Raw genomic sequence first — 20,262 nt, 5'->3', positions numbered from 1 at the left:
CGGGAACGGACCCGGGAACGGGTCCAGGTACAGAGCCAGAGACGGAGCCGGGAACGATTCCCGGCGACAACCCCTCTCCCGCTGCCGGCGCAGCCCTGAAGCTCGCAGCAGCGAGCTCGCCCGATGCGGCGGGCGTTGCGAAAGCCGCCGCTACGCAAGCGGCGATCGAGCAGGCGCTCGCAGGAGCGCCTGGCGGCACGCTGACACTCGACTTTCCAAAAGTCGAGGGCGCACGCGCCTATGAAGCGGCCCTGCCGGCGCCGCTGCTAACTGAAGGCAGCGCAGCAAGACAACTGGCGCTGCAAACCGAATTCGGCACGATCACCTTGCCGAATGATATGTTCAAACCCGGAGAAACGGCCGGGAAGGCGAACGTGTCCATAACTTTGAAGCAGGTCGGCACGGCCGGCTTCGCCGACGACGTCAAAACGGCCATCGGCGATCGGCCGGTCATCGACATTACCATCATGCTGGATGGCACAACCACCGCATGGAACAACCCCAAAGCGCCGGTTCGCGTGGCGATTCCGTACCAGCCGTCGCAGGCCGAACGGAATCAACTGGACGGCATTACGGTCTGGTATCTGGACGGTACCGGACGGCCAACCCCAGTGACAAGCGGCCGCTACGAGGCGAGCACGGGAACGGTCACGTTCTTGGCGACGCATTTTAGCAGCTATGCGGTCGTCTATGTCACGAAGACGTTCAGTGACCTTGCCGGCTACAGCTGGGCACAGAAGCCAATCGAAGCGCTCGCCGCCAAAGGCATCATCGCCGGCATCTCCGAGACGGCATTCTCGCCGGGGGTGGCGATCAAGCGCGCGGATTTCGTCCTGCTGCTCATGCGGACGATGGGTTTCCCTTCGCAAGCGGCGGCCAGCTTCGCTGATGCCGGCGCAAGCGCGTATTATGCCGACGCTGTGCAGACGGCTAGAGCACTCGGCATCGCCGATGGAAGCGGCGATAACCGGTTCCAGCCCGAGGCGGCCATTTCCCGGCAGGATATGATGGCGCTTACAGCCCGGGCGCTGCGCATCGCAGGCCAGCTGCCTGCTGCCACCCTTCAGCCATCGCTGGCCGGATTCAAAGACGGCGTCGATGTCGCCGACTACGCCCAAGCCAGCATCAGCGGCTTAATCCGCCTGGGCATCGTCGAGGGCGACGGCGGCTACCTGCGGCCGTTGGCCAGTACGAGCCGCGCGGAAATAGCCGTGCTGCTCTACCGTATTTATCAATCTTTGGGAGGGAACTAAGAATGGGAATCCAGCTAGCCTCGCACATGCGAGGCTTCAAAAAACAAATTGCGGCGCTGACAGCCGCATTCCTGATCGCATCCACCGCTTCCGTGCTCACGCCGCCGCTGCCGGCACAAGCCGCAGGCGCCACATTTGAAGCAGACTATGCGGTCTCCGAAGGGCCGCTCGTCCGAACGGAGCAATTTAACAACACGAACTACACGCCGCTGCCCGTCCATGTCGTAGATGAGCTGAAAGGGCTGAAGACGAAAGTTGTCCGCGATTTTGTCAAAATCAACTGGTACTACAACAAAGACAGCGCGAACAGCGACTATCTGGCCTATTCCATTGACGATCCGCGGAATGCGGACAATCCGGACCTGCTGAGCGCGCGCAAAGAGACGTACGACTTCATGTCGCAGTTCTCGGATTCCTTGCTGATTTCACTGGCGTACTCGTACGGCGGGGACGCGAACCCCGGCAAGAACCGTCTGCTGGCAGGCGAAACGACGATGAATTGGCCGGAATTCGATAAGGCGATGAAGAAGATCATTTTTACCTTGAAAGAAAAAAATCCGAAACTCGAATACATCGAGGTCGGTAATGAGCCGAACCTGGAGCCAGCGTTTTACGGTCATACGAAAGATGACATCCCGGGCTATATGCGCATGTATCAAGGGATGTCCGAAGCCGTCAAATGGGTAAATACACAAGGGCTTGCTGGGCAGCCGGTAAAGGTTGGAGGCCCGGTGCTATCCGGCTACAACTTTGAGAAGCAGAAGCAGTTCGTCGACATCGCGTATGCGAACGGCTATCAGGTCGATTTTGTGTCGTGGCATCGCTATCAAGAGGATGTGCGGATGAACGAGACGCAGGAAATCGAGATGAAAACGTACCTGCACCAGTTCTATCCGAACGCGACGACGATTGTGAGCGAGTATGGCTGGAAAGGCGGCGGCGGCCTTAGCGATCCGACCAATAACGTCGGCCTTTCGAAGCAGGCGGCGTTTATGACGGATGCGGCGTACTTTTTTGCACGCGGCGGTACCGACATTCCGATGAACTGGGTGGCCGTGCATACGCTGAACGCCTACTTCAAAAACCAATTCGATGTCGACTACGCGCTGAGCAGCGGGGATACGACGAATTGGCAATCTTTTACCAATAGTAACCCAAAATCCCTGCAATACTTGAATTTAAGAGGCTGGCGCGAATCCGCGTCTACGTCGAAGCCGATGAAAATCAAGGAAATTCGCTTCTTCGACAGCAATAATAACCCGATTCCGATTCCAAATACGGCTAATGATCCCGCGATCGCAGCCGTGACCGATGGAGACGAGGCTACGCAGTTCACGCAATCCGATTACTGGACATGGCTGAAGTTCGATCTGGGGCCTGATGCGCCGGCGATCGCCCGCGTCGACATTCTATGGGGCAATGCGGACATCAATACGTTCCAACTGATCGGCACGAGCGATAAGCTGCACTATTACGAAGTGCTCGGACACACATTCTTCACGCCGTACTTCAACACGATGCGCATGTTCGGGCAGCTCGGGGATACGCGCGTTCATACGAGCGGCGGCAGCACGGATATTTACGGTACACGGATGCTCGCGACGAAGAACAGCGATACGAAAGCGACGATGATGGTGTGGAACAAGCAAGGCGACGGCAGCGCGTCCGCGAATGTCGATATTCAAGTGAAAAACCTGCCTGCCGGCTTCCAAGGCAAAAGCGTGCGCTACAAGAAAGTGCTCGTCGATGAAACGCACAGCAACTATGCCTACAACAAAATCGATGATCTCCAAATCGTCGATGAAGGCATTGTGAACGCTGCGGACCGTATCACGCTCAGTCAGACGCTGGAGAAAAACGCGGTCATGCTGATCGAGCTTGAAGCCGTAGATCCGAGCATCAAGAACATTGTATCTGCGGGCAAAACGGTAACCGTATCCTCCGGCATGACCGGCGGCGCCAACCTGGTGGATGGCAAAGCTTCGACGGCCGCCGTGGCCTCGACGAGCGCTTATCCGCAAACGGTCCAGATCGATCTGGGCAAGGCCTATTATCTTGCGGGCATGGGCATCGAATGGACGAACAGCGCCGCAAGAGGCTACACATACACAATCGAAACGAGCCTGGATGGCGTAACGTATACGCCGGCGGTTGACAAGAGCTCCGATCCTTCCTACGTGCCGCAGGTTGGCAACAGCCTGGAATGGTTCAATGGGAAAGCCCGCTACGTCAAGCTTACGGTGACGGGCTCCACTTACGATGGACCGCTGTCCATCGACGAAGTGAAGGTTTTTGCGGAAGGAATGTACGTAAACGGCTTTGAATCCGTCGCCGACCGGGATACCTCCGGCTGGGTGACGACCGGCTTCGACAGCACTTCTACACCTTGGACGTTCGCGACGGACAGCGTAACGAACAATACGTATGCGATTCCCGTTGGCACGTATTCTAACACGCCTAGCTTTGCGATTTTTGGAAACGACCTCAAGGATTACGGGGTCGAAGCCCGCGTGAAGGTGGCGGACAGCGCTTACACCGGCAATGTGCAGATGGGCTTGCTGGCCAGAGCGGGCACATATAACAGCCAGTATTATTTCAAATTGCAGCGAAACGGCTCGCTGAATCAGGCAATTTTGGAAAAACGAATCAGCGGCACGACGACGGTGCTTGGCATGTATAATTTGCCAGCACCGATCGATTCGGCAACGTGGTATAAGCTGAATCTGGAAGCGGCAGGCACAACGCTCAGAGCTTTCGTTGACGGGGTACAGGTTCTCGAAGTGACGGATGCAAGCCGGACCTCCGGCAAAATCGGGCTGCGCAGCCATGAAGACTTGGCGATTTTCGACGATGTGAAGGTGTATCCGCTCGTACCGAAGCTGGGCGGCATTCAGGTGAATGGCGTTCCGATCAACGGCTTCGATCCGGGGATTAACAGCTATACGGTGCTTGTGCCGATGACGACCAGCACCGTCACCGTGACGGGCTCCGCCTATGGAACCGGCAGCATCGTAGTTGCTCCGGCATCCGGTCAAGTGACGTTCGATACGGCCGGACAAGAGAAGACCTACACCCTTGCTGCGCTTTCCAGCGAAGGCAACGGTGCGAACTACTACACGGTACGGCTCAAGCAAGCGAGCGCCGATACGTCGCTCAGCTCCTTAAGGCTTTCGTTGGTCAGCGACCCGCTGACGTTGCCGGGGCAGATGCCGGCCTCCAGCCTTACACTTGTGCCGGGACAGACGGATTACACGATCCATGTACCGTCCAGAACGAGCTATGTGAAGGTAGCGGAAGCAGTTGCGACAGCGAGCAACGTGGCGACCGTACACATCACCGATGGCATCATGAGCGGCGGGAAGGGAACTGCAACAGTTACGGTTACTTCGGAAGCAGGAACATCCGCTGTCTATACGCTCCACCTTGTAGCGAACGCCGAAGCGCCAATCGGCAACGTACTCTACCAAGAAGATTTTGAAAATGGCAGCTTTAACGCCGACAGCACGACAGGCTGGAACAACGGCGCCACACCGAATGCAGCCGCATCGCATTTGCGCGTGGTGAGTGAAGACCAAGGCAAGGTGCTTGAAAAATACACCACCACCAGCATGGCCTTTACCGTCGGGCAAAGCGGCTGGACGAATTATGATGTCCGCGCCAGAGTGAAGGCGCAGGTCGGCACGGCGCTGCCTGGCATCATTGCCCGCGCGTCCGATGACGGCAAGAACTTCTATATGCTGCGCATTCATAACGGCACCAACGGCTTGCCGGGCGGCAGCACAGGCTATATCTCGCTTGGCCGCGCCGTCAATGGCAGCCTCAAAGAGCTGGATAGCAAAAAAATTCCGTACCCGTACATCGTCGGGAACTGGTATCAGCTGCGGCTGGTTGTCGACGGTAACCGGATCAAGGGCTACGTCGACGATAATCTCATTTTCGATGAGATCGATAACGGCGCGCTGTTCTCGGGCAATCCGCCTGCGCTGACGAAAGGCAAATCCGGGATTCGCGTTGCGAACCAGCTTGCGCGGATCGACGATTTCCTTGTGACGGAAATCTCGGACGTCGTCGTGCCGCCGGTCGACCCGCCGACGGAACAGCCCGCTTTTACCCTGCAAGGTACGCTTAGCCGAACAGGCGGGCTCAGCGCGAAAGTAACGGCGAATCGTACAGCCGGCACCCCGGATCATGCAGGTTCAGAAATCGTGTTCTTCCAACTGCTCAAAGGCACGACGCCCGTTGCCTATACGGCAGTTGAGAGCGATCTCGTAGGAGGACAACAGGCAGCAGGGCACTTCGATGTGACGGATCCGGACAACGCGGATTATCATGTTCATGTTTTTGTGGTCAGCGATTGGAGCGCTTTGAATGACAGCTTACCGGCAGCGTTATCCAACAAGCTAGATCTTCCATAAGACGTTCGTTATGCAGGCTGTAATCCAACCGAATAGGTCGCGATTGCAGCCTGTTTTGTTTTGCATGACATTCAGAAAACAAAAGGAGAGATGGCACGAATGAAGAAGAGATGGCAATGGATGAATCAAGGGACGGGGGCTTTGTTGTGTGCAATAATGGTAGCTGTTTCAGTTTCACCCGTGGCGGCGGCAGCCGACACGATCACCCTAACCAAAGCAACGACCTATCAAACAATCGACGGTTTCGGCGCCGCGGCCAACAAACCTGTTTATGACCTTCAGCATAACATGAGCGCGGCGAATCAATCGGCGATTCTGGATAAGCTTTTTCTGAATAGCGGCTCTAATGCGGGGCTTACGATGATCCGGTGGGAAATTAATCCGTTTAAGCTCAGTGAAGACCCGTCGGGCATTGAAATCTCTTACTGCGGGTGGAATAACTGCACGGAAGACTGGACCACGGATGCCCACCAACGGTGGTTCGCCGACCAAGCTTTGACTCGGTACAGCCCGATGCAGTTTTATGCGGTTCCCTGGAGCCCGCCATCCTGGATGAAGGACTCGGCTTCAGTGAAAGGGGGCCACCTGCTCGCCGCGAAGTACCCGAATTTCGCAAGCTATGTGGCGAGATGGGTGGAGAAGTACAGGAACGATTTCGGCTATAACATCAGATGGCTGAGCATTCAGAACGAAGCGGATTACGAAAATACGTCCTGGGCGTCCGCGCGTTACTTTAACGCAGAAATGGACAGTGTCATCGGCGAGGTCGATGCCGCCCTTACCGCCACAGGGATTCGCTCGCAGGTGAAGCTGACGGCCCCGGAAGCCACATCGGAGAATGTAGCGATGAATTTTTTGAATAACATGCCGACGAACAAGGGTCTTGTCGATTATATCGCCTACCATAATTACGGCAACAATAACAACAGTCTGTACGCGGAGACGAAGCCCAAATTATTGACGGAATATAATTTTAAAGATGAAACCAACAACCTCTGGAACCCGGGCAATACGACTTATGATAACCAGCAAGCGGTCGACCTCGCGGTCAAAATTCAGCGTGCCCTGACGATCGGCGGCGTCAACGCGGCCAGAGGCTTCTTCTACTGGTGGAGTGTCGGCAGCAACGAATCGTTAGCCCAGCAATTGATTAATATGGATACAACCAACAACTCTTATACAGTTAGCAAAGTGTTATATGCGATGGGTAACTTCAGCCGCGTGATCAGACCGGGCTATGTGCGCATCGCGGCGACCTCCAGCAACCCTTCGCTGCTTGTGCTGGGTACCAAAATCAACTCCACCGGAAAGGCGCAGCTCATTGTCATCAATACGTCTTCGTCCGATATTACGGCGACCATTAGCGGCTTCTCCACGACTTCCACCGCAGCGTCCAAGCTGAAAACGAGCGCGACCGACAACCTCACGAATATGACGGATGTGACGCTGTCCGGCGGTGCTTTTACGCAAACGTTTTCAGCCAAGTCCATTTATTCCTTTTCCGAAAAGTAAGCGGAACCAGTGAATTTTTTTTGACCAATTGTTGAAAATTTAAGGTTATTTTCAGGTTTCGCACGAACAAGAGGAGTAGAATGGGGGCAGACCTTCAAATCCGGAGTCAAGATAGGAGTGGTTTGTTGTGAAAACATTGAAAAGCTTTTTTCAAGGATTCCTGTATGCCTTCATTTCTATTGGGGCTCTGCCGTTTCTCCTCGTGAAGGCGTATCTCGAGCAATTATTCTAATGATTCCATTCATTTGAGCCGGGAAGCAGCTTGATGCTGCTTCTTTTTTTTGCGCTTCATCCCCCTGGCGACTGGCAAATTGTTCGTTGTATATCTCCATGGGAAGGGCCATATACTTGTAAGAGGAGGATGCGACAGACGGAAGGAGCGAGGATATGGTGGAGCTTTTTGGAGTGGCATTTTCTTATGGAGACGATGCGGAGGATCAGTCGCTATTCTTGCAGGTGCAGCAAGAATTGCAGCTTTTACATAGGAGTGAAGCACTGGTAAAAGCGGAGTTCGCACGATATCCTGGGTATGGCATCATTCGTGTGGAAGCCGAGATGCTTGAGCGGGATGTTGATATGCCTTTGCTGTTGGTGAGCGTGAAAGAGGCGTTGGCCGAGGCGATAGCTGGGTTTATTGTGGCGGACAAGGAGCCGGCAATTTTACGTCATTTGATTATAAAAGAGTTTCATTATGATAAAACGGCCGATGTGGAGGCCATCGAGGGTTACTGCCAGCAGTCGCTGCAATTGGAATGCGGCGGTGACGATGGGCTCCTGACCATGAATAGCTCACCGAGCAAGCAGCGTCGTAAAGGCATGCTGAAAGAGCTGTTATCGCATATGCTCGGCGAACATCCGGTGCTGAATTTGGACGGTTTTCTGGCATTTCGCATTCAGGAATACAAAGAAGAATTGCGGGAAATCGTAGAGTATGCCATCGATGAATTCATGATGGATCGCCAGTACCAGGAATTTATTTCGCTCCTTCAATATTTTGTCTATATCCAGGAAGCCAAAATCCCTGCGGTACATCTCATCCACAAGGGCGGGCATGAGTTTGTCATTTTGAATGATAAAATGGAGCCGATCGATGCCAGCGATCTGGATACGACGCTGCGCATGGAGGTGCTCGAGAAAGACATCAACTTTGAAGATATGATCGTGTCCACGCTGATTTCCGTTTCCCCGGCAAACATTTACATTCACACCCGCGATGCCGATTTGACGATTATTAAGACGATTCGGCAAATTTTTGAAGACCGGACTTCGGTATGTTCCTATTGCCGGACCTGCGATCTGTATCTCGGCGAGGGCAAAAAGCACGATCAGCTGTCCCCTTGACCTTGCTGCCCTGTCTGATTATAATAAGGGACGAAGGCGTTACAACAAAGACATGGACGTTCTGCAAGACCTGCTCAGAGAGAGAAGCCAAGGCTGCAAGCTTCTTCAGCGAATCAGAACCGTTTACCCCTTTGGAGCCGTGTTGTGGAATTCGTTTCTCCAGCTAGAACGTTACTATACAACACCGGAGTCATTCCCGTTATCGAATGCTGATGAGGATTAATCCTATTGTCTTTAATAGCGATAATCGAACTAGGGTGGAACCACGAGCCGAGCGCACTCGTCCCTTACCGGGAAGAGTGTGCTTTTTTGTGTTCAATTTATTTCATAGGAGGAACCGAAGATGGTTGTACAAGTAAAATTACCGGATGGAGCAATAAGAGAATATGCCGTCGGAACAACAATTGAGCAGGTGGCGGAATCGATCTCCAGCGGCCTCAAGAAAAATGCCGTCGGAGGCAAAGTGAACGGTAAATCCGTTGATTTGTCTTATGCCTTGGAACAGGACGCCGATGTGGAGATTCTGACGCTGGATAGCGAAGCGGGACTCGAAATGTACCGTCACAGCACAGCGCACTTGATGGCGCAGGCGATCAAACGTATTTACGGTGAGAAAACCGTGAAGCTTGGTATCGGTCCTGTTATCGAGGATGGCTTCTATTATGACATCGATCTGGATACACCGCTGAATCCCGAAGATTTGGTGCGCATCGAGAAAGAAATGGAGCGTATTGTCGGCGAGAATCTGGCGATTACCCGCCGCGTCGTCACTCGCGAGGAAGCGATCCGCATTTTCACAGAGCTTGGCGATCCTTACAAGCTGGAACTCATTCGCGATTTGCCGGAAGATGCGGTTCTCACCATCTACGATCAAGGCGAATTTTTCGACCTGTGCCGCGGGCCGCACTTGCCTTCCACAGGCCGCATCAAAGCATTCAAGCTGCTTAGCGTAGCGGGTGCCTACTGGCGCGGCGACGCGAAGAACAAAATGCTGCAGCGCATTTACGGCACGGCATTCCCGAAAAAAGCGCAGTTGGACGAGCACTTGCATCTGCTGGAAGAAGCGAAGAAACGCGATCACCGCAAGCTCGGCCGCGAGCTGAAAGTGTTCGGCTTTTCCCGCGAAGTCGGTCAAGGCTTGCCGCTTTGGCTGCCAAACGGCGCCAAAATCAGACGGACCATGGAGCGTTACATCGTCGACCTGGAAGAGCGTCTGGGCTACGATCACGTATACACACCCGTGCTTGCGAACGTAGATTTGTACAAAACATCCGGCCACTGGGAGCACTACCATGAGGACATGTTCCCGAAAATGGTGATGGACAACGAGGAGCTCGTGCTTCGTCCGATGAACTGCCCGCACCACATGATGGTGTATAAGAGTGAAATGCGCAGCTACCGCGATCTGCCGGTACGTATCGCCGAGCTTGGCACGATGCACCGCTACGAAATGTCGGGCGCTTTGACCGGTCTTCACCGCGTGCGTGCGATGACGCTGAATGACGCGCACATTTTCTGTCGTTTGGATCAGATCAAAGAAGAGTTCGCTCGCGTCGTGAATCTGATTCGCCAAGTGTATGCAGATTTCGGCATCACGGATTACCGTTTCCGCCTTTCGTACCGGGACCCTAACGATAAAGAGAAGTACTTCCAGGACGATCAAATGTGGGAAACTGCACAGCGCATGCTTCGCGAAGTTGTCGAGGAGCTGGGTTTACCGTTCTTCGAGGCGGAAGGCGAAGCTGCCTTCTACGGCCCTAAACTAGACGTTCAGATCAAGACTGCGCTGAAAAAAGAAGAAACGTTGTCGACTGCGCAAATCGACTTCCTGCTGCCTGAGCGCTTCCAGCTCGAGTATACTGGCGAAGACGGCCAGAAGCACCGTCCGGTCGTTATTCACCGCGGCATTATCTCGACCATGGAGCGCATGACAGCGTTCCTGCTTGAGAACTTTGCCGGTGCGCTGCCAACTTGGTTGATGCCGGTGCAGGCGAAGGTCATCCCGGTATCCCCGGCGTTTGAGGCGTACTCGACGCAAGTAACCGAGAGACTGCGCGAAGCCGGCATCCGCGTGGAAGCGGACAACCGCAACGAGAAGCTGGGCTACAAGATTCGTGAAGCGCAGCTTGAGAAAATTCCATTCATGCTCGTTGTCGGCGAGAACGAAGTGAACAACGAAAGCTTGTCGATCCGCAAGCGCGGACAAGGCGATCTCGGCACGCATCCAGTGAGTGAAGTTATCGCCATGATTACAGAAGAAATCGCAACGAAACGATAAGAGGAAAGACCGAAGCCAAGCGCCGATGGGTGCGCGGTTTCGGTCTTTTTTCTATTATTTTGCGAATAATTGCGGTCATCATAACAGAAACGGGCAGTCCATCGTAAATGTGTATCGTTCGCCCCTACGCGGCCAGCCGCTATAATAAAAGCTGACGGCATCGTCGCATTTTCAGAATGGGGGTTTATTTGGCTATGGAACAAAAATACGAACAGGAGATTGCAGCAATCATCACGAAAGTAGATGCGAACCGGCAGCGGTTCGGCGCGCGGTTTCCACATTTGGACCGCGAAGGCCGGTACGAAAACGGGCTGAACGACGACGGCAGCTGGACCGGGTCGTTTTGGACAGGGATGCTCGCCATTGCCTATCAATTCTCCGGAAACATGGCTTATTTAGATGAGTTGTATCGGTACCTCCCGGTTTATCGCGAGCGTTTGCGCTCGGGGTACACCGATCATGATTTGGGTTTTCTATATCAGTTGTACGCGGTCGCGCTTTACCGGATCACGGGACAGGAGGTGTTCCGTGATCTGGCTCTGGAGGCTGCGGATAAGCTTCTGGCGAGATACAATCCGAACGGAAAGTTCATTCGTGCCTGGGGGCGACCCCGGGAAGATTTTCGCCGGGGCAAAATCATTATCGACTGCATGATGAACCTTCCGCTGCTCTACAACGCATCGGCCTTAACCGGCGATCCGAAGTACCGCGTGGCGGCGTATGCGCATGCTGACAACTCACGGCGGTATTTACTGAGATCGGACGCGACGACGTTCCATACGTTCGATTTCGATCCAGATAGCGGCGAGCCGCTGGGCGGCCGCTGGCACGACGGGTATGCCGAAGACTCGGTCTGGTCGCGTGGGCAGGCTTGGGGCATTTATGGTTTTGCGCTCTCCTATGCGCATACGGGCGATCCGCTTTACCTTCAGGCTGCGGAACGGATGGCGGCGTATTTCGTCGGCCAAGTGTCTGCGGACGGCGTGCCGCTCTGGGATTTCCGCCTGCCGCCGGCTGCTCCGCAACTGAAGGATACTTCGGCTGCGGCCATCGCCGCCTGCGGACTGTTCGAGTTGGCATCGCATGGCGGAGAAGCCGCCGGCAAATATGAGAAGCAGGCGCGTGAGCTGCTGCACGCGCTGTTCGCGTATTCCGCGGCGGCGGATGAGTCGAAGAGCGGTATTCTCGCCTGCAGCTACGGACGTGTGAATGATACGCCTTCCCATTTATATAGCATCTGGGGAGATTATTTTTATTTCGAGGCGCTGAGCCGAGCCGCGGGTCATGATTGGAAAATGTGGTCATGAGCCTGGCCGCTTGGGACTTGCGCAGAAATGGAGGCGGCGACGCAATGATGGGACAATCAGACGTGCGAGGAAAGTTGCGGCTTCGCTTCGGTGCAAGAAGCGTCATGGTGCCGTTGTTCGGCTCCTTTATCGCGATACTGCTCATTGCTCTTGTTACCGGCGGCGTGCTGTATTGGAAGGCTCGGGCTATCGTCGAGCGCACGGTCAGCAGCACGAACGCCGCCATGCTGGAACAGATCCGCGAAGTGGCCGACGGCCGCCTCAAGGAACTGGAGCAGTTGGAGCAGCAGGTGGCGTTTCATCCGAAGCTGCTGTGGCTTCTTGGCGCCAAGGGGACGATGACGGACGAGGATGCATTCCGCAGCGTCGAGCTGGTGAATGACTTGCAGCGGTACAAGAGCTTGAGCAAGTTGGTTTACGATTTCTACATTTACGTGCGTGCGACGGGAACGCTCGTCGGCCCGAACGTCAAAACAACCGCGCCAATCCTGTTTGACAGCGTTTACCGGTTTCCCGGCAAAACAAGCGCCGATTGGAACGCGGTTCTGCAGCAAGGCGGCTATCGGCAGTATGAGCCTGCCGCTACGATAGGGCTGGACAATGGCAGCGGCAAACGCGTCATCACTTACGTCCAATCGATCCCTTACTTGGGCGGAGCGGCAGCATCAGGCACGCTGCTCGTGCTGATCGACGAGGATCAACTGCGCAATCTGCTTGCAGGACTTGCGGCGGCGAGTCGCGGCCAGATGTATATTCTCGATGATCGAAACCGGATCATCAGCTCCATCGGAACCACAGCGGATGCGAATTCGCAGCCTTCAAACCTGAGATATGAAGCGCTAGCCGGTGATGCTGGCAAGCTGGAGCAAACATGGGACGGAAAGAAGATGATCGTTTCTTACGCTTCCTCCGGCGTGAACGGGTGGAAGTATGTGTTTGCGATGCCGCGCGACGTATTCCTGGACGAGGTGAACGACGTGCGCAGATGGGCCGTCATGCTGCTGTTGATTTGCGCGGTAGGGGGCGGTGCGGCATCGGCGTATTTGGCCTATCGCAATTATCGGCCGATTCGGGCCGTGCTGCGCGATATTTTACGCAGTGGAGGGGCTGCGGGCGACGGCGCCGCTTCCGGAAGCGAGTACGAGCTGATCCGCAGCGCAATCGAAACGTCCCGGCGCAGCGAATCGCAGCTGCGCGGTATGTTGGCGCAGCAGGCGCCGATTATCCGCGTCTATTTCCTGACGCGTCTGATTCGCGGCAACGCGGATGTTTCCGAGCTTCAACCTGACGCGCTGCGGCTTGTCGGCGTTGAGTTCGTATCCGACTCGTTCGCTGTCATGCTGATCGATGTCGGGGACCTCAGCGGCATCGCGCCGGATAAAGCCGAACGGGAATGGCCGTTTGTCAGCTTCATAATCGGCAACATCGCCACGGAGCTGGCGAACAAGCATCATCGCGGCTTCAGCGTTGAGCTGGAGCGGGGGCGGGTGGCGCTGTTGATCAACGTGCGGGAAGAGAGAAGCGGCCAAGCGGTAGGCGACATCAAGGCCATTACCGACACGCTTGGCCATGTCCTGGAGAGCCGTTTCCATCTGAATCCGGCGATTGGCGCCAGCACTGCGGCGCACGAGCTCGGCGGCATCGGCGAAGCGTTCCGCGAAGCGCTGCTTGCGCTCGATCAACGGCTTGCCGATTCGCGCGGTGGAGCAAACAGTGCAGCAGTCGAGAGCGTAGCGGAAGGCGGACTGCCGGAGCCTTTTTTCTATTATCCGCTCGAGGTGGAGCAGCAGTTCATCAATTTGATCAAAGCGGGCGAAGCCGCCAAAGCAGAAAAACTGCTTGATTCCATTTACGAGGAAAATTACATGGCAAGGCGCATTTCGCCGGAGCTGCAGCGCATTCTGCTGCCTTCGATCGCCGGCACGCTGCTCAAGCTAGCGCAGCAGGCTCCCGAGCTTGGCCGCACCTTGGCACAACGACTGGCGAGCGCCCCGCCGGAGGGCGAGGACGCAGCAGCGGCATTTGCTAACCTTCGCGATAGCCTCCGGGTCGCATGCGCCCACTTCCAGAACGGCCGCAGCGATCAGAGCGAACGCATGCTGAACAATATCCGCAAGCACGTCCGCGAGCGCTTCGGCGACAATATGCTCAGCGTGAATTCGATCGCCGATCAATTCGGCATTACGCCTTCCTATCTTTCCGCCTTTTTCAAGAAGGCGAGCGGTCAGAACGTGGCCGATTTTATCGCCCAAATCCGCATTGCCGAAGCGAAACGCATGCTGGCCGAGCCGCAGCTCACGATTGCGCAGATCGCCACCAAGGTCGGTTACGCCAACGACATCGGCTTCATCCGTTTTTTCAAGAAATACGAAGGCGTTACCCCTGGTGCATACCGCCAAAGCATAGAATCAGTTAGAGCAGAATAGAAACGGATTGCACGCTAACCCCATAACTGAATAGGGGATCGCAGAATCGGATCATATCGCGAAGCCCGAATCGTGGCATACAATCAGACCAAGGTTGCGGCATCGCATCGCCAAACCGGAAGATCAGCCGGGATATGAGCAAGCGCGGCACCGCGATCAAATTCCATACAGGGGGAATCAGTAGTATGAGCAAGTGGAATCAAGCGAAGCGGCCGATCATCGGCGTTTTTATGACGGCGGCGCTGGCGGCGGGGGTTATCGGCTGCAGCGGCGGCAGCAAGGAAGGAAACGGCACCTCGCCCGGCGCTGCGGCTTCTCCGTCGGCAGCTGCCTCGGCAACGGGATCGGCTGCGCAGGCAAACGGCAAAATCGTCTCTAGTCCGCTGACGCTCACCTATTTTGTTCAGCTTAGCGCCAGCCGGCCGAGCGGCATGAACAGCTTGAACGACATGGAGGCGTACAAGGAGCTTGAGAAAATAACCGGCATCCATGCCGACTTCAAGCACCCGGCGAGCGGCCAGGAGAGCAATCAGTTCAACCTGATGATGAGCTCCGCCGATTACCCGGATGTCATCGAATGGAACTGGAACGCGTACCCGGGCGGCGGCCGTGCCGCACTCGACAGCGGCGCAATTATCAAATTGAACGACTACATCGACAAGTACGCCCCGAATTTAAAAAAGATTCTGACCGACAATCCCGAAATCCGCAAGCAAATTTCAACCGACAACGGCGATATTTATTCGTTCCCTTTTCTTCGCAACGCCCCAACGCTGCAAACGTACTTCGGCTTAGGCATTCGCAAAGACTGGCTTGACAAGCTCGGACTGCAGGTGCCGACGACAATCGACGAATGGCATACCGTGCTCAAGGCATTTAAGGAGAAGGATCCGAACGGCAACGGCAAGACCGATGAACTGCCGCTCCTGCTCAACAAAGGCACATTCAACTGGGGCAACCCGATTATCAACGCCTGGGGCATCCGCAATGACTTTTACCTCGATAATGGCAAAGTGCAATACGGCGCTCTGACACCGCAGTACAAGGAATTTTTGGCGACGATGCGCACCTGGTACAAGGAAGGCTTGATCGATCCGGACTATGCGGCAACCGACGCGAAGCAAAAGACCGCCAAGGTGACCGGCGAGCTGGTAGGCGCGATGGACGTGACGGTAGGCGGCGGCATTGGCTCGTTCATGAACGCGATGAAAGACAAGAACCCGGCGTTCAACCTGGTAGGCGCACCTTATCCGACGCTGAAGAAAGGCGATAAACCGGTGCTCGGCCAAATGGAGCCGATCTTCAACGGTCTCGGAGCCGCCATCTCGAAGAAAAATAAAAACGTGATCGAAACGGTCAAATGGCTGGACTACAAGTATGGTGAGGCAGGCTCGATGCTGTTCAACTTTGGTGTTGAGGGCAAAAGCTACACGATGGTGAACGGCTATCCGACCTATACCGACGACGTGATGAAAAATAAAGACGGTCTTGCGTTCGGCGTCGCGCTGACGAAATACGCGATTCCGTTTGGTGCGCCGATCTCCCAGGATACGCGTTACATGGATCAGAACGCAAGCATGCCGCAGCAGAAGGAAGCGCTCAAGCTGTGGACGCAGCCGGACAACAAGGGCTGGCTGCCGACGCTGTCGCTGACGACGGACGAAGCATCCAAGTTCGCGACGATCATGAACGACGTCAAAACGTACAACGACGAAATGTTCGACAAATTCATCATGGGCGCCGAGCCAATCGACAATTTTGACAAGTTCGTCGATAAGCTGAACAAGATGAACGTCGCCGAAGCGATCAAAATCGAACAAGCCGCGTATGACCGTTATTTGAAGCGGTAATTGAGTCGATTCAATAAAGCGGCTCCGGCCCGCTGCATGAATGAGTTTCCAGCAGCGGCGCCGGCATGCGCCGTATGGGATGGGAGTGTTAGGAGAAATGCCGCAATCCGCGATCGGGCGGGTCTTGAAGGATCTCGCCCGCAACAAATACGTTTACTTTATGCTCGTTCCCGTCGTCGCCTATTATGTCATCTTCCTATATATACCGATGTACGGGCTGCAGATTGCTTTCAAAAACTTCTCCCCCGTCAAAGGCATTTGGGGCAGCGAATGGGTCGGCTTCAAGCATTTCGTCACGTTTTACGAGAGCTATTATTTCTGGCGGCTTGTGCGCAATACACTGCTGCTCAGTCTTTACGAGCTGCTGTTCGGCTTTCCGGCCCCGATCATCCTGGCTTTGCTGCTAAACGAGCTGCGTAATCGCATGTTCAAGGGCTTCGTGCAGTCTGTGACGTACTTGCCTCACTTTATCTCGATGGTCGTCGTCGCCGGCATGCTTGTTGACTTTCTTGCCGGCGATGGGCTGATCAACCGGGTGACCGCCTTGTTCGGCGCTGCGCCGCAATCGTTCCTGATCAAGCCGGAATGGTTCCGTACTGTGTACGTCGCGTCCGGCATTTGGCAAGGCGTCGGCTGGGGCTCGATCATTTACCTTGCCGCTATCGCTGGCATCGATCCGACGCTGTATGAGGCGTGCAAGGTCGATGGAGCCGGCCGTTTTAAGCAAATGCTGCACGTTACGATTCCGGGCATCATGCCGACGGTCGTTATCATGCTGATATTGGCGATGGGTCGGTTGATGAGCGGCGGCAGCTTCGAGAAAATCGTTCTACTCTACAACTCGACCACCTATGAAACCGCCGATGTGATTTCCACTTTCGTCTATCGCAGGGGGCTGCTGCAGATGGATTATGGCTTTTCCGCCGCCATCGGGCTCCTAAACAATGTGGTCAATTTCATCCTGTTGCTCTCGGCTAACGCAATCAGCCGCCGGGTCAGCGAGCACAAACTGTGGTAGGAGGTACGCACTGATGAACGGATTAGCTAAATTCAAAGCGTTTGACGTGTTCAACGCGCTGCTGATGGCGGTGCTTATGGTCCTTACGCTGTACCCGTTTCTATATGTCCTCTTCGCTTCCTTCAGCGATCCGGCAGAGCTGATGAAGCATCGCGGACTGCTCGCCGGTCCGGCAGGGTTCAGTCTGGAATCGTACCGACTCGTGCTGACCAATCCGGCCATTATGAGCGGCTATGCGAACACACTGCTGTACGTCATCGCCGGCACGGGGCTCAATCTGACTATGACTTCGCTTGCGGCGTATGCGCTTTCGAGGCGAGGCGTACGTCTAGTGGGCCCCATCATGTTTGCGATCATATTTACGATGTTTTTTTCCGGAGGCCTCATCCCGACATATCTGAACATCCGCAACCTTCACTTGTTCGACTCGCCGCTCGTCATGATCATTCCGTCGGCGATCAGTACATGGAACCTGCTCATCATGCGCACATCGTTCCAACAAATTCCGGCTGCGCTCGAGGAGTCTGCCCGCATCGACGGCGCGAACGATTTTACGATCCTGTTCCGCGTTTTCATTCCTGTATCGCTACCGATGATGGCGGTTATGACGCTTTTTTACGGTGTTGCACACTGGAACTCGTATCTCGACGCGATGATCTATTTGCGCGACCGCTCGCTCTATCCGCTGCAGCTCATTTTGCAGGAAATTTTGATTACGACGAGCACCGAAACGATGACTTCCTCGTTCAGCGACTATGACAAAGGGCTCATCCAGGAAACGATCAAGTACGCCACGATCATTGTCGCGACGCTGCCGATTTTGCTGCTGTACCCGTTCCTGCAACGGTATTTCGTCAAGGGGGTGATGCTCGGTTCGATTAAGGAATAGATGGTGTACCTGCGGGAATCGCGCGAAGGTGGTGACGGCCGGCTGACGGCCGCTCGCTGGCACCTTGCATAGGCGCGTAATGGTACGCTTCTTTCGGTGCGTCTGATTTGGGTTTGCGAAAACGTCAGGGATTGGTTGCGTGACCAAAAAAACAATGGCGAAAGGTGTGGGTTTATGAAACGCAAACGCGGCTGGTCGTTGCTGCTGTATGGGCTTTGCATGATACTGATGACGACGGCGGTCTATGTACCGGGCCAATGGACGAAGAAGGCATATGCATACGCTGACCCGAGCAGCATGACGGATCAGGATTTTTTCGGTGTCTGGGATGCGGGCAGCGGAACGTGGACGACGACAGGCAAGCTCAATTATGTGGCCTACAGCGGTCTTGCTGCCGTTCAGAACGACGTCAAGGCGGGCAACTACGCGCAGGCGAAGGCGGATCTGCTGACGTATTACAAGGCGAGAACCGGTCATAACGGCATCGCCATAGGCCCAGCGAATGCGCTTGCGGGCGATTTGGCGGCAGATAATATTTTGACCGCTTATGAAGATACGCCGATTACGACCTTTACGGTGACGACCGGCACTTATCAGACCGTGTCGGTGGATGTCGCGAGCGCAGTCAGTTCAGTTCTGACCGACGGCAACAAAACACTGGCGCTGTTCCTGCTTGCGCGCGATAAGGAAAACAGCTATGCGGTGTTCAACAGCAAGGAGGCGGCGACCAACAAGCCGATGCTGGAGCTGACGATCGACGGGGTCGCGCAGCCGCCGATTGCGCCGATACGCGACACGTATACGCGGGCCGGCAGCCCGTATGGCGGCACCAACTTCGGCAGCGATACGTCGTTCTATGTGCAAGACGGAGGCGCTCCTTACGATGAGACATCGATGCGTCCTTACTTGGCGTTCGATTTGTCCGCGTACAAGGGGACACTCAATTCAGCGACCTTGAAGCTTTATGGGAAAAAAGGAACCGGCACTGGCACAAAGGAGATCGTCGTTTATAAAACGGCACAAACCGGCTGGAGCGAAACGGGGCTGACTTGGAACAACCAGGTGTCCAGCACGTTCTCCTGGAACGGCGTCGCCGGCGGACCAGACTGGAATCAGCCTTCAACCGGCGCTCACAATGAATACAGTTGGCTCGTTGCTCGCAACCAGTTCCTCGGGCCGGTCATCCGGCAATACATCGTGACGGGGAACGAGCAATATGCTGGCAATACGATCCGACTGATGCTTGACTTTATCGCCGACAAACAGGCGAGCTATCCGCGCAGTCTCGATGTCTCGTTCCGCGCTTACGTGTGGCCTCGCATCTATGCGTATCTGCTTGGTTCCACCTCTTTCGACGCAAACGCGAACGTCGCGATCCTGAAGCATTTGTGGCAGACGGCCGATTGGCTCGCTTACGATCCTAGCGGTTTCTCCGGCTACAATTGGGCGGTGAGCGAAACGAAAGGCTTGTATAGCGTTTCGGTGTACTTCCCGGAATTTAGCGATGCAACCGGCTGGAAGTCGCTTGCCAAAACGCGCATGGACGACTTGATGGCGACGCTCATTTCGCTGGATGGCGGCTATTCGGAAGGATCGACCAACTATACGTACGTCACGATGCAGGGGCTGCAGGATTTTACGGCGCTCGCCCAGAACAACGGAGACACGTTGTCCGCCACGTTCATGAACGGGCTGTTGAAGCTATCACGGTTCATCATGGACGCTACGCTGCCGAACGGTTACAACCCGGTATACGGCGACGGTCCTTATTTCGATCTGCGCGGGGGGCTGCTCACCAGCGGCAACGCATTAAACGATCCGGCGCTCCAATATTTTGGCAGCGGCGGCACGAGCGGCTCGGTGCCCAGTTATACGTCGAGTTATTACCCGGACAATAAGTCGGTGACAATGCGCAGCGGTTGGACGGCAGACGACAAGTTCATGTATTTCACGAACCGCGGAGGGCCGCACGG

Annotated in this window: 11 protein-coding genes; all 11 read left to right on the top strand. The window is 55.3% G+C overall.

Annotated features, from left to right (window positions below):
- Window positions 1–1,253: S-layer homology domain-containing protein (locus tag EJQ19_RS29135; protein WP_164716808.1), on the top strand; the 1,253-nt coding region annotated here is incomplete at its 5' end.
- A 2-nt stretch (window positions 1,254–1,255) separates the two neighbouring features.
- A complete protein-coding gene (locus EJQ19_RS29130; RefSeq protein ID WP_126144750.1) occupies window positions 1,256–5,668 on the top strand; it encodes a 3-keto-alpha-glucoside-1,2-lyase-like domain-containing protein in 4,413 nt (1,470 codons plus the stop codon).
- Window positions 5,669–5,767: 99 nt separating this feature from the next.
- Window positions 5,768–7,180: a glycoside hydrolase gene (locus EJQ19_RS29125; RefSeq protein WP_164716806.1), complete on the top strand. Its 1,413-nt coding sequence runs from the start codon at window positions 5,768–5,770 to the stop codon at window positions 7,178–7,180.
- 405 nt (window positions 7,181–7,585) lie between these two features.
- Entirely contained in the window at window positions 7,586–8,521 is a 936-nt protein-coding gene (locus EJQ19_RS29120) for a putative sporulation protein YtxC (RefSeq protein WP_164716804.1), read from the top strand.
- Between the two features lie 343 nt (window positions 8,522–8,864).
- Window positions 8,865–10,799, top strand: a complete 1,935-nt coding sequence (thrS, locus tag EJQ19_RS29115; protein WP_126144747.1) for a threonine--tRNA ligase — start codon at window positions 8,865–8,867, stop codon at window positions 10,797–10,799.
- Between the two features lie 194 nt (window positions 10,800–10,993).
- Entirely contained in the window at window positions 10,994–12,106 is a 1,113-nt protein-coding gene (locus tag EJQ19_RS29110; protein WP_164716802.1) for a glycoside hydrolase family 88 protein, read from the top strand.
- A gap of 44 nt (window positions 12,107–12,150) precedes the next feature.
- Window positions 12,151–14,532: an AraC family transcriptional regulator gene (locus tag EJQ19_RS29105; RefSeq protein ID WP_164716800.1), complete on the top strand. Its 2,382-nt coding sequence runs from the start codon at window positions 12,151–12,153 to the stop codon at window positions 14,530–14,532.
- 185 nt (window positions 14,533–14,717) lie between these two features.
- The gene (locus tag EJQ19_RS29100; RefSeq protein ID WP_241243134.1) at window positions 14,718–16,382 is read left to right on the top strand and encodes a type 2 periplasmic-binding domain-containing protein; all 1,665 of its coding nucleotides are present in this window, start codon (window positions 14,718–14,720) and stop codon (window positions 16,380–16,382) included.
- A gap of 97 nt (window positions 16,383–16,479) precedes the next feature.
- Complete coding sequence (locus EJQ19_RS29095) at window positions 16,480–17,400, top strand: ABC transporter permease (protein WP_241243133.1); 921 nt, start codon at window positions 16,480–16,482, stop codon at window positions 17,398–17,400.
- A 13-nt stretch (window positions 17,401–17,413) separates the two neighbouring features.
- The gene (locus EJQ19_RS29090; RefSeq protein WP_126144743.1) at window positions 17,414–18,289 is read left to right on the top strand and encodes a carbohydrate ABC transporter permease; all 876 of its coding nucleotides are present in this window, start codon (window positions 17,414–17,416) and stop codon (window positions 18,287–18,289) included.
- 174 nt (window positions 18,290–18,463) lie between these two features.
- A partial coding sequence (locus tag EJQ19_RS29085; protein WP_126144742.1) for a heparinase II/III family protein occupies window positions 18,464–20,262 on the top strand: 1,799 nt, incomplete at its 3' end.

The organism is Paenibacillus whitsoniae (assembly GCF_003955665.1).
Lineage (GTDB): Bacteria > Bacillota > Bacilli > Paenibacillales > NBRC-103111 > Paenibacillus_E > Paenibacillus_E whitsoniae.
The sequence above is the reverse complement of the archived record's forward strand: the minus strand, read 5'-3'. Positions and strand labels throughout refer to the sequence as shown.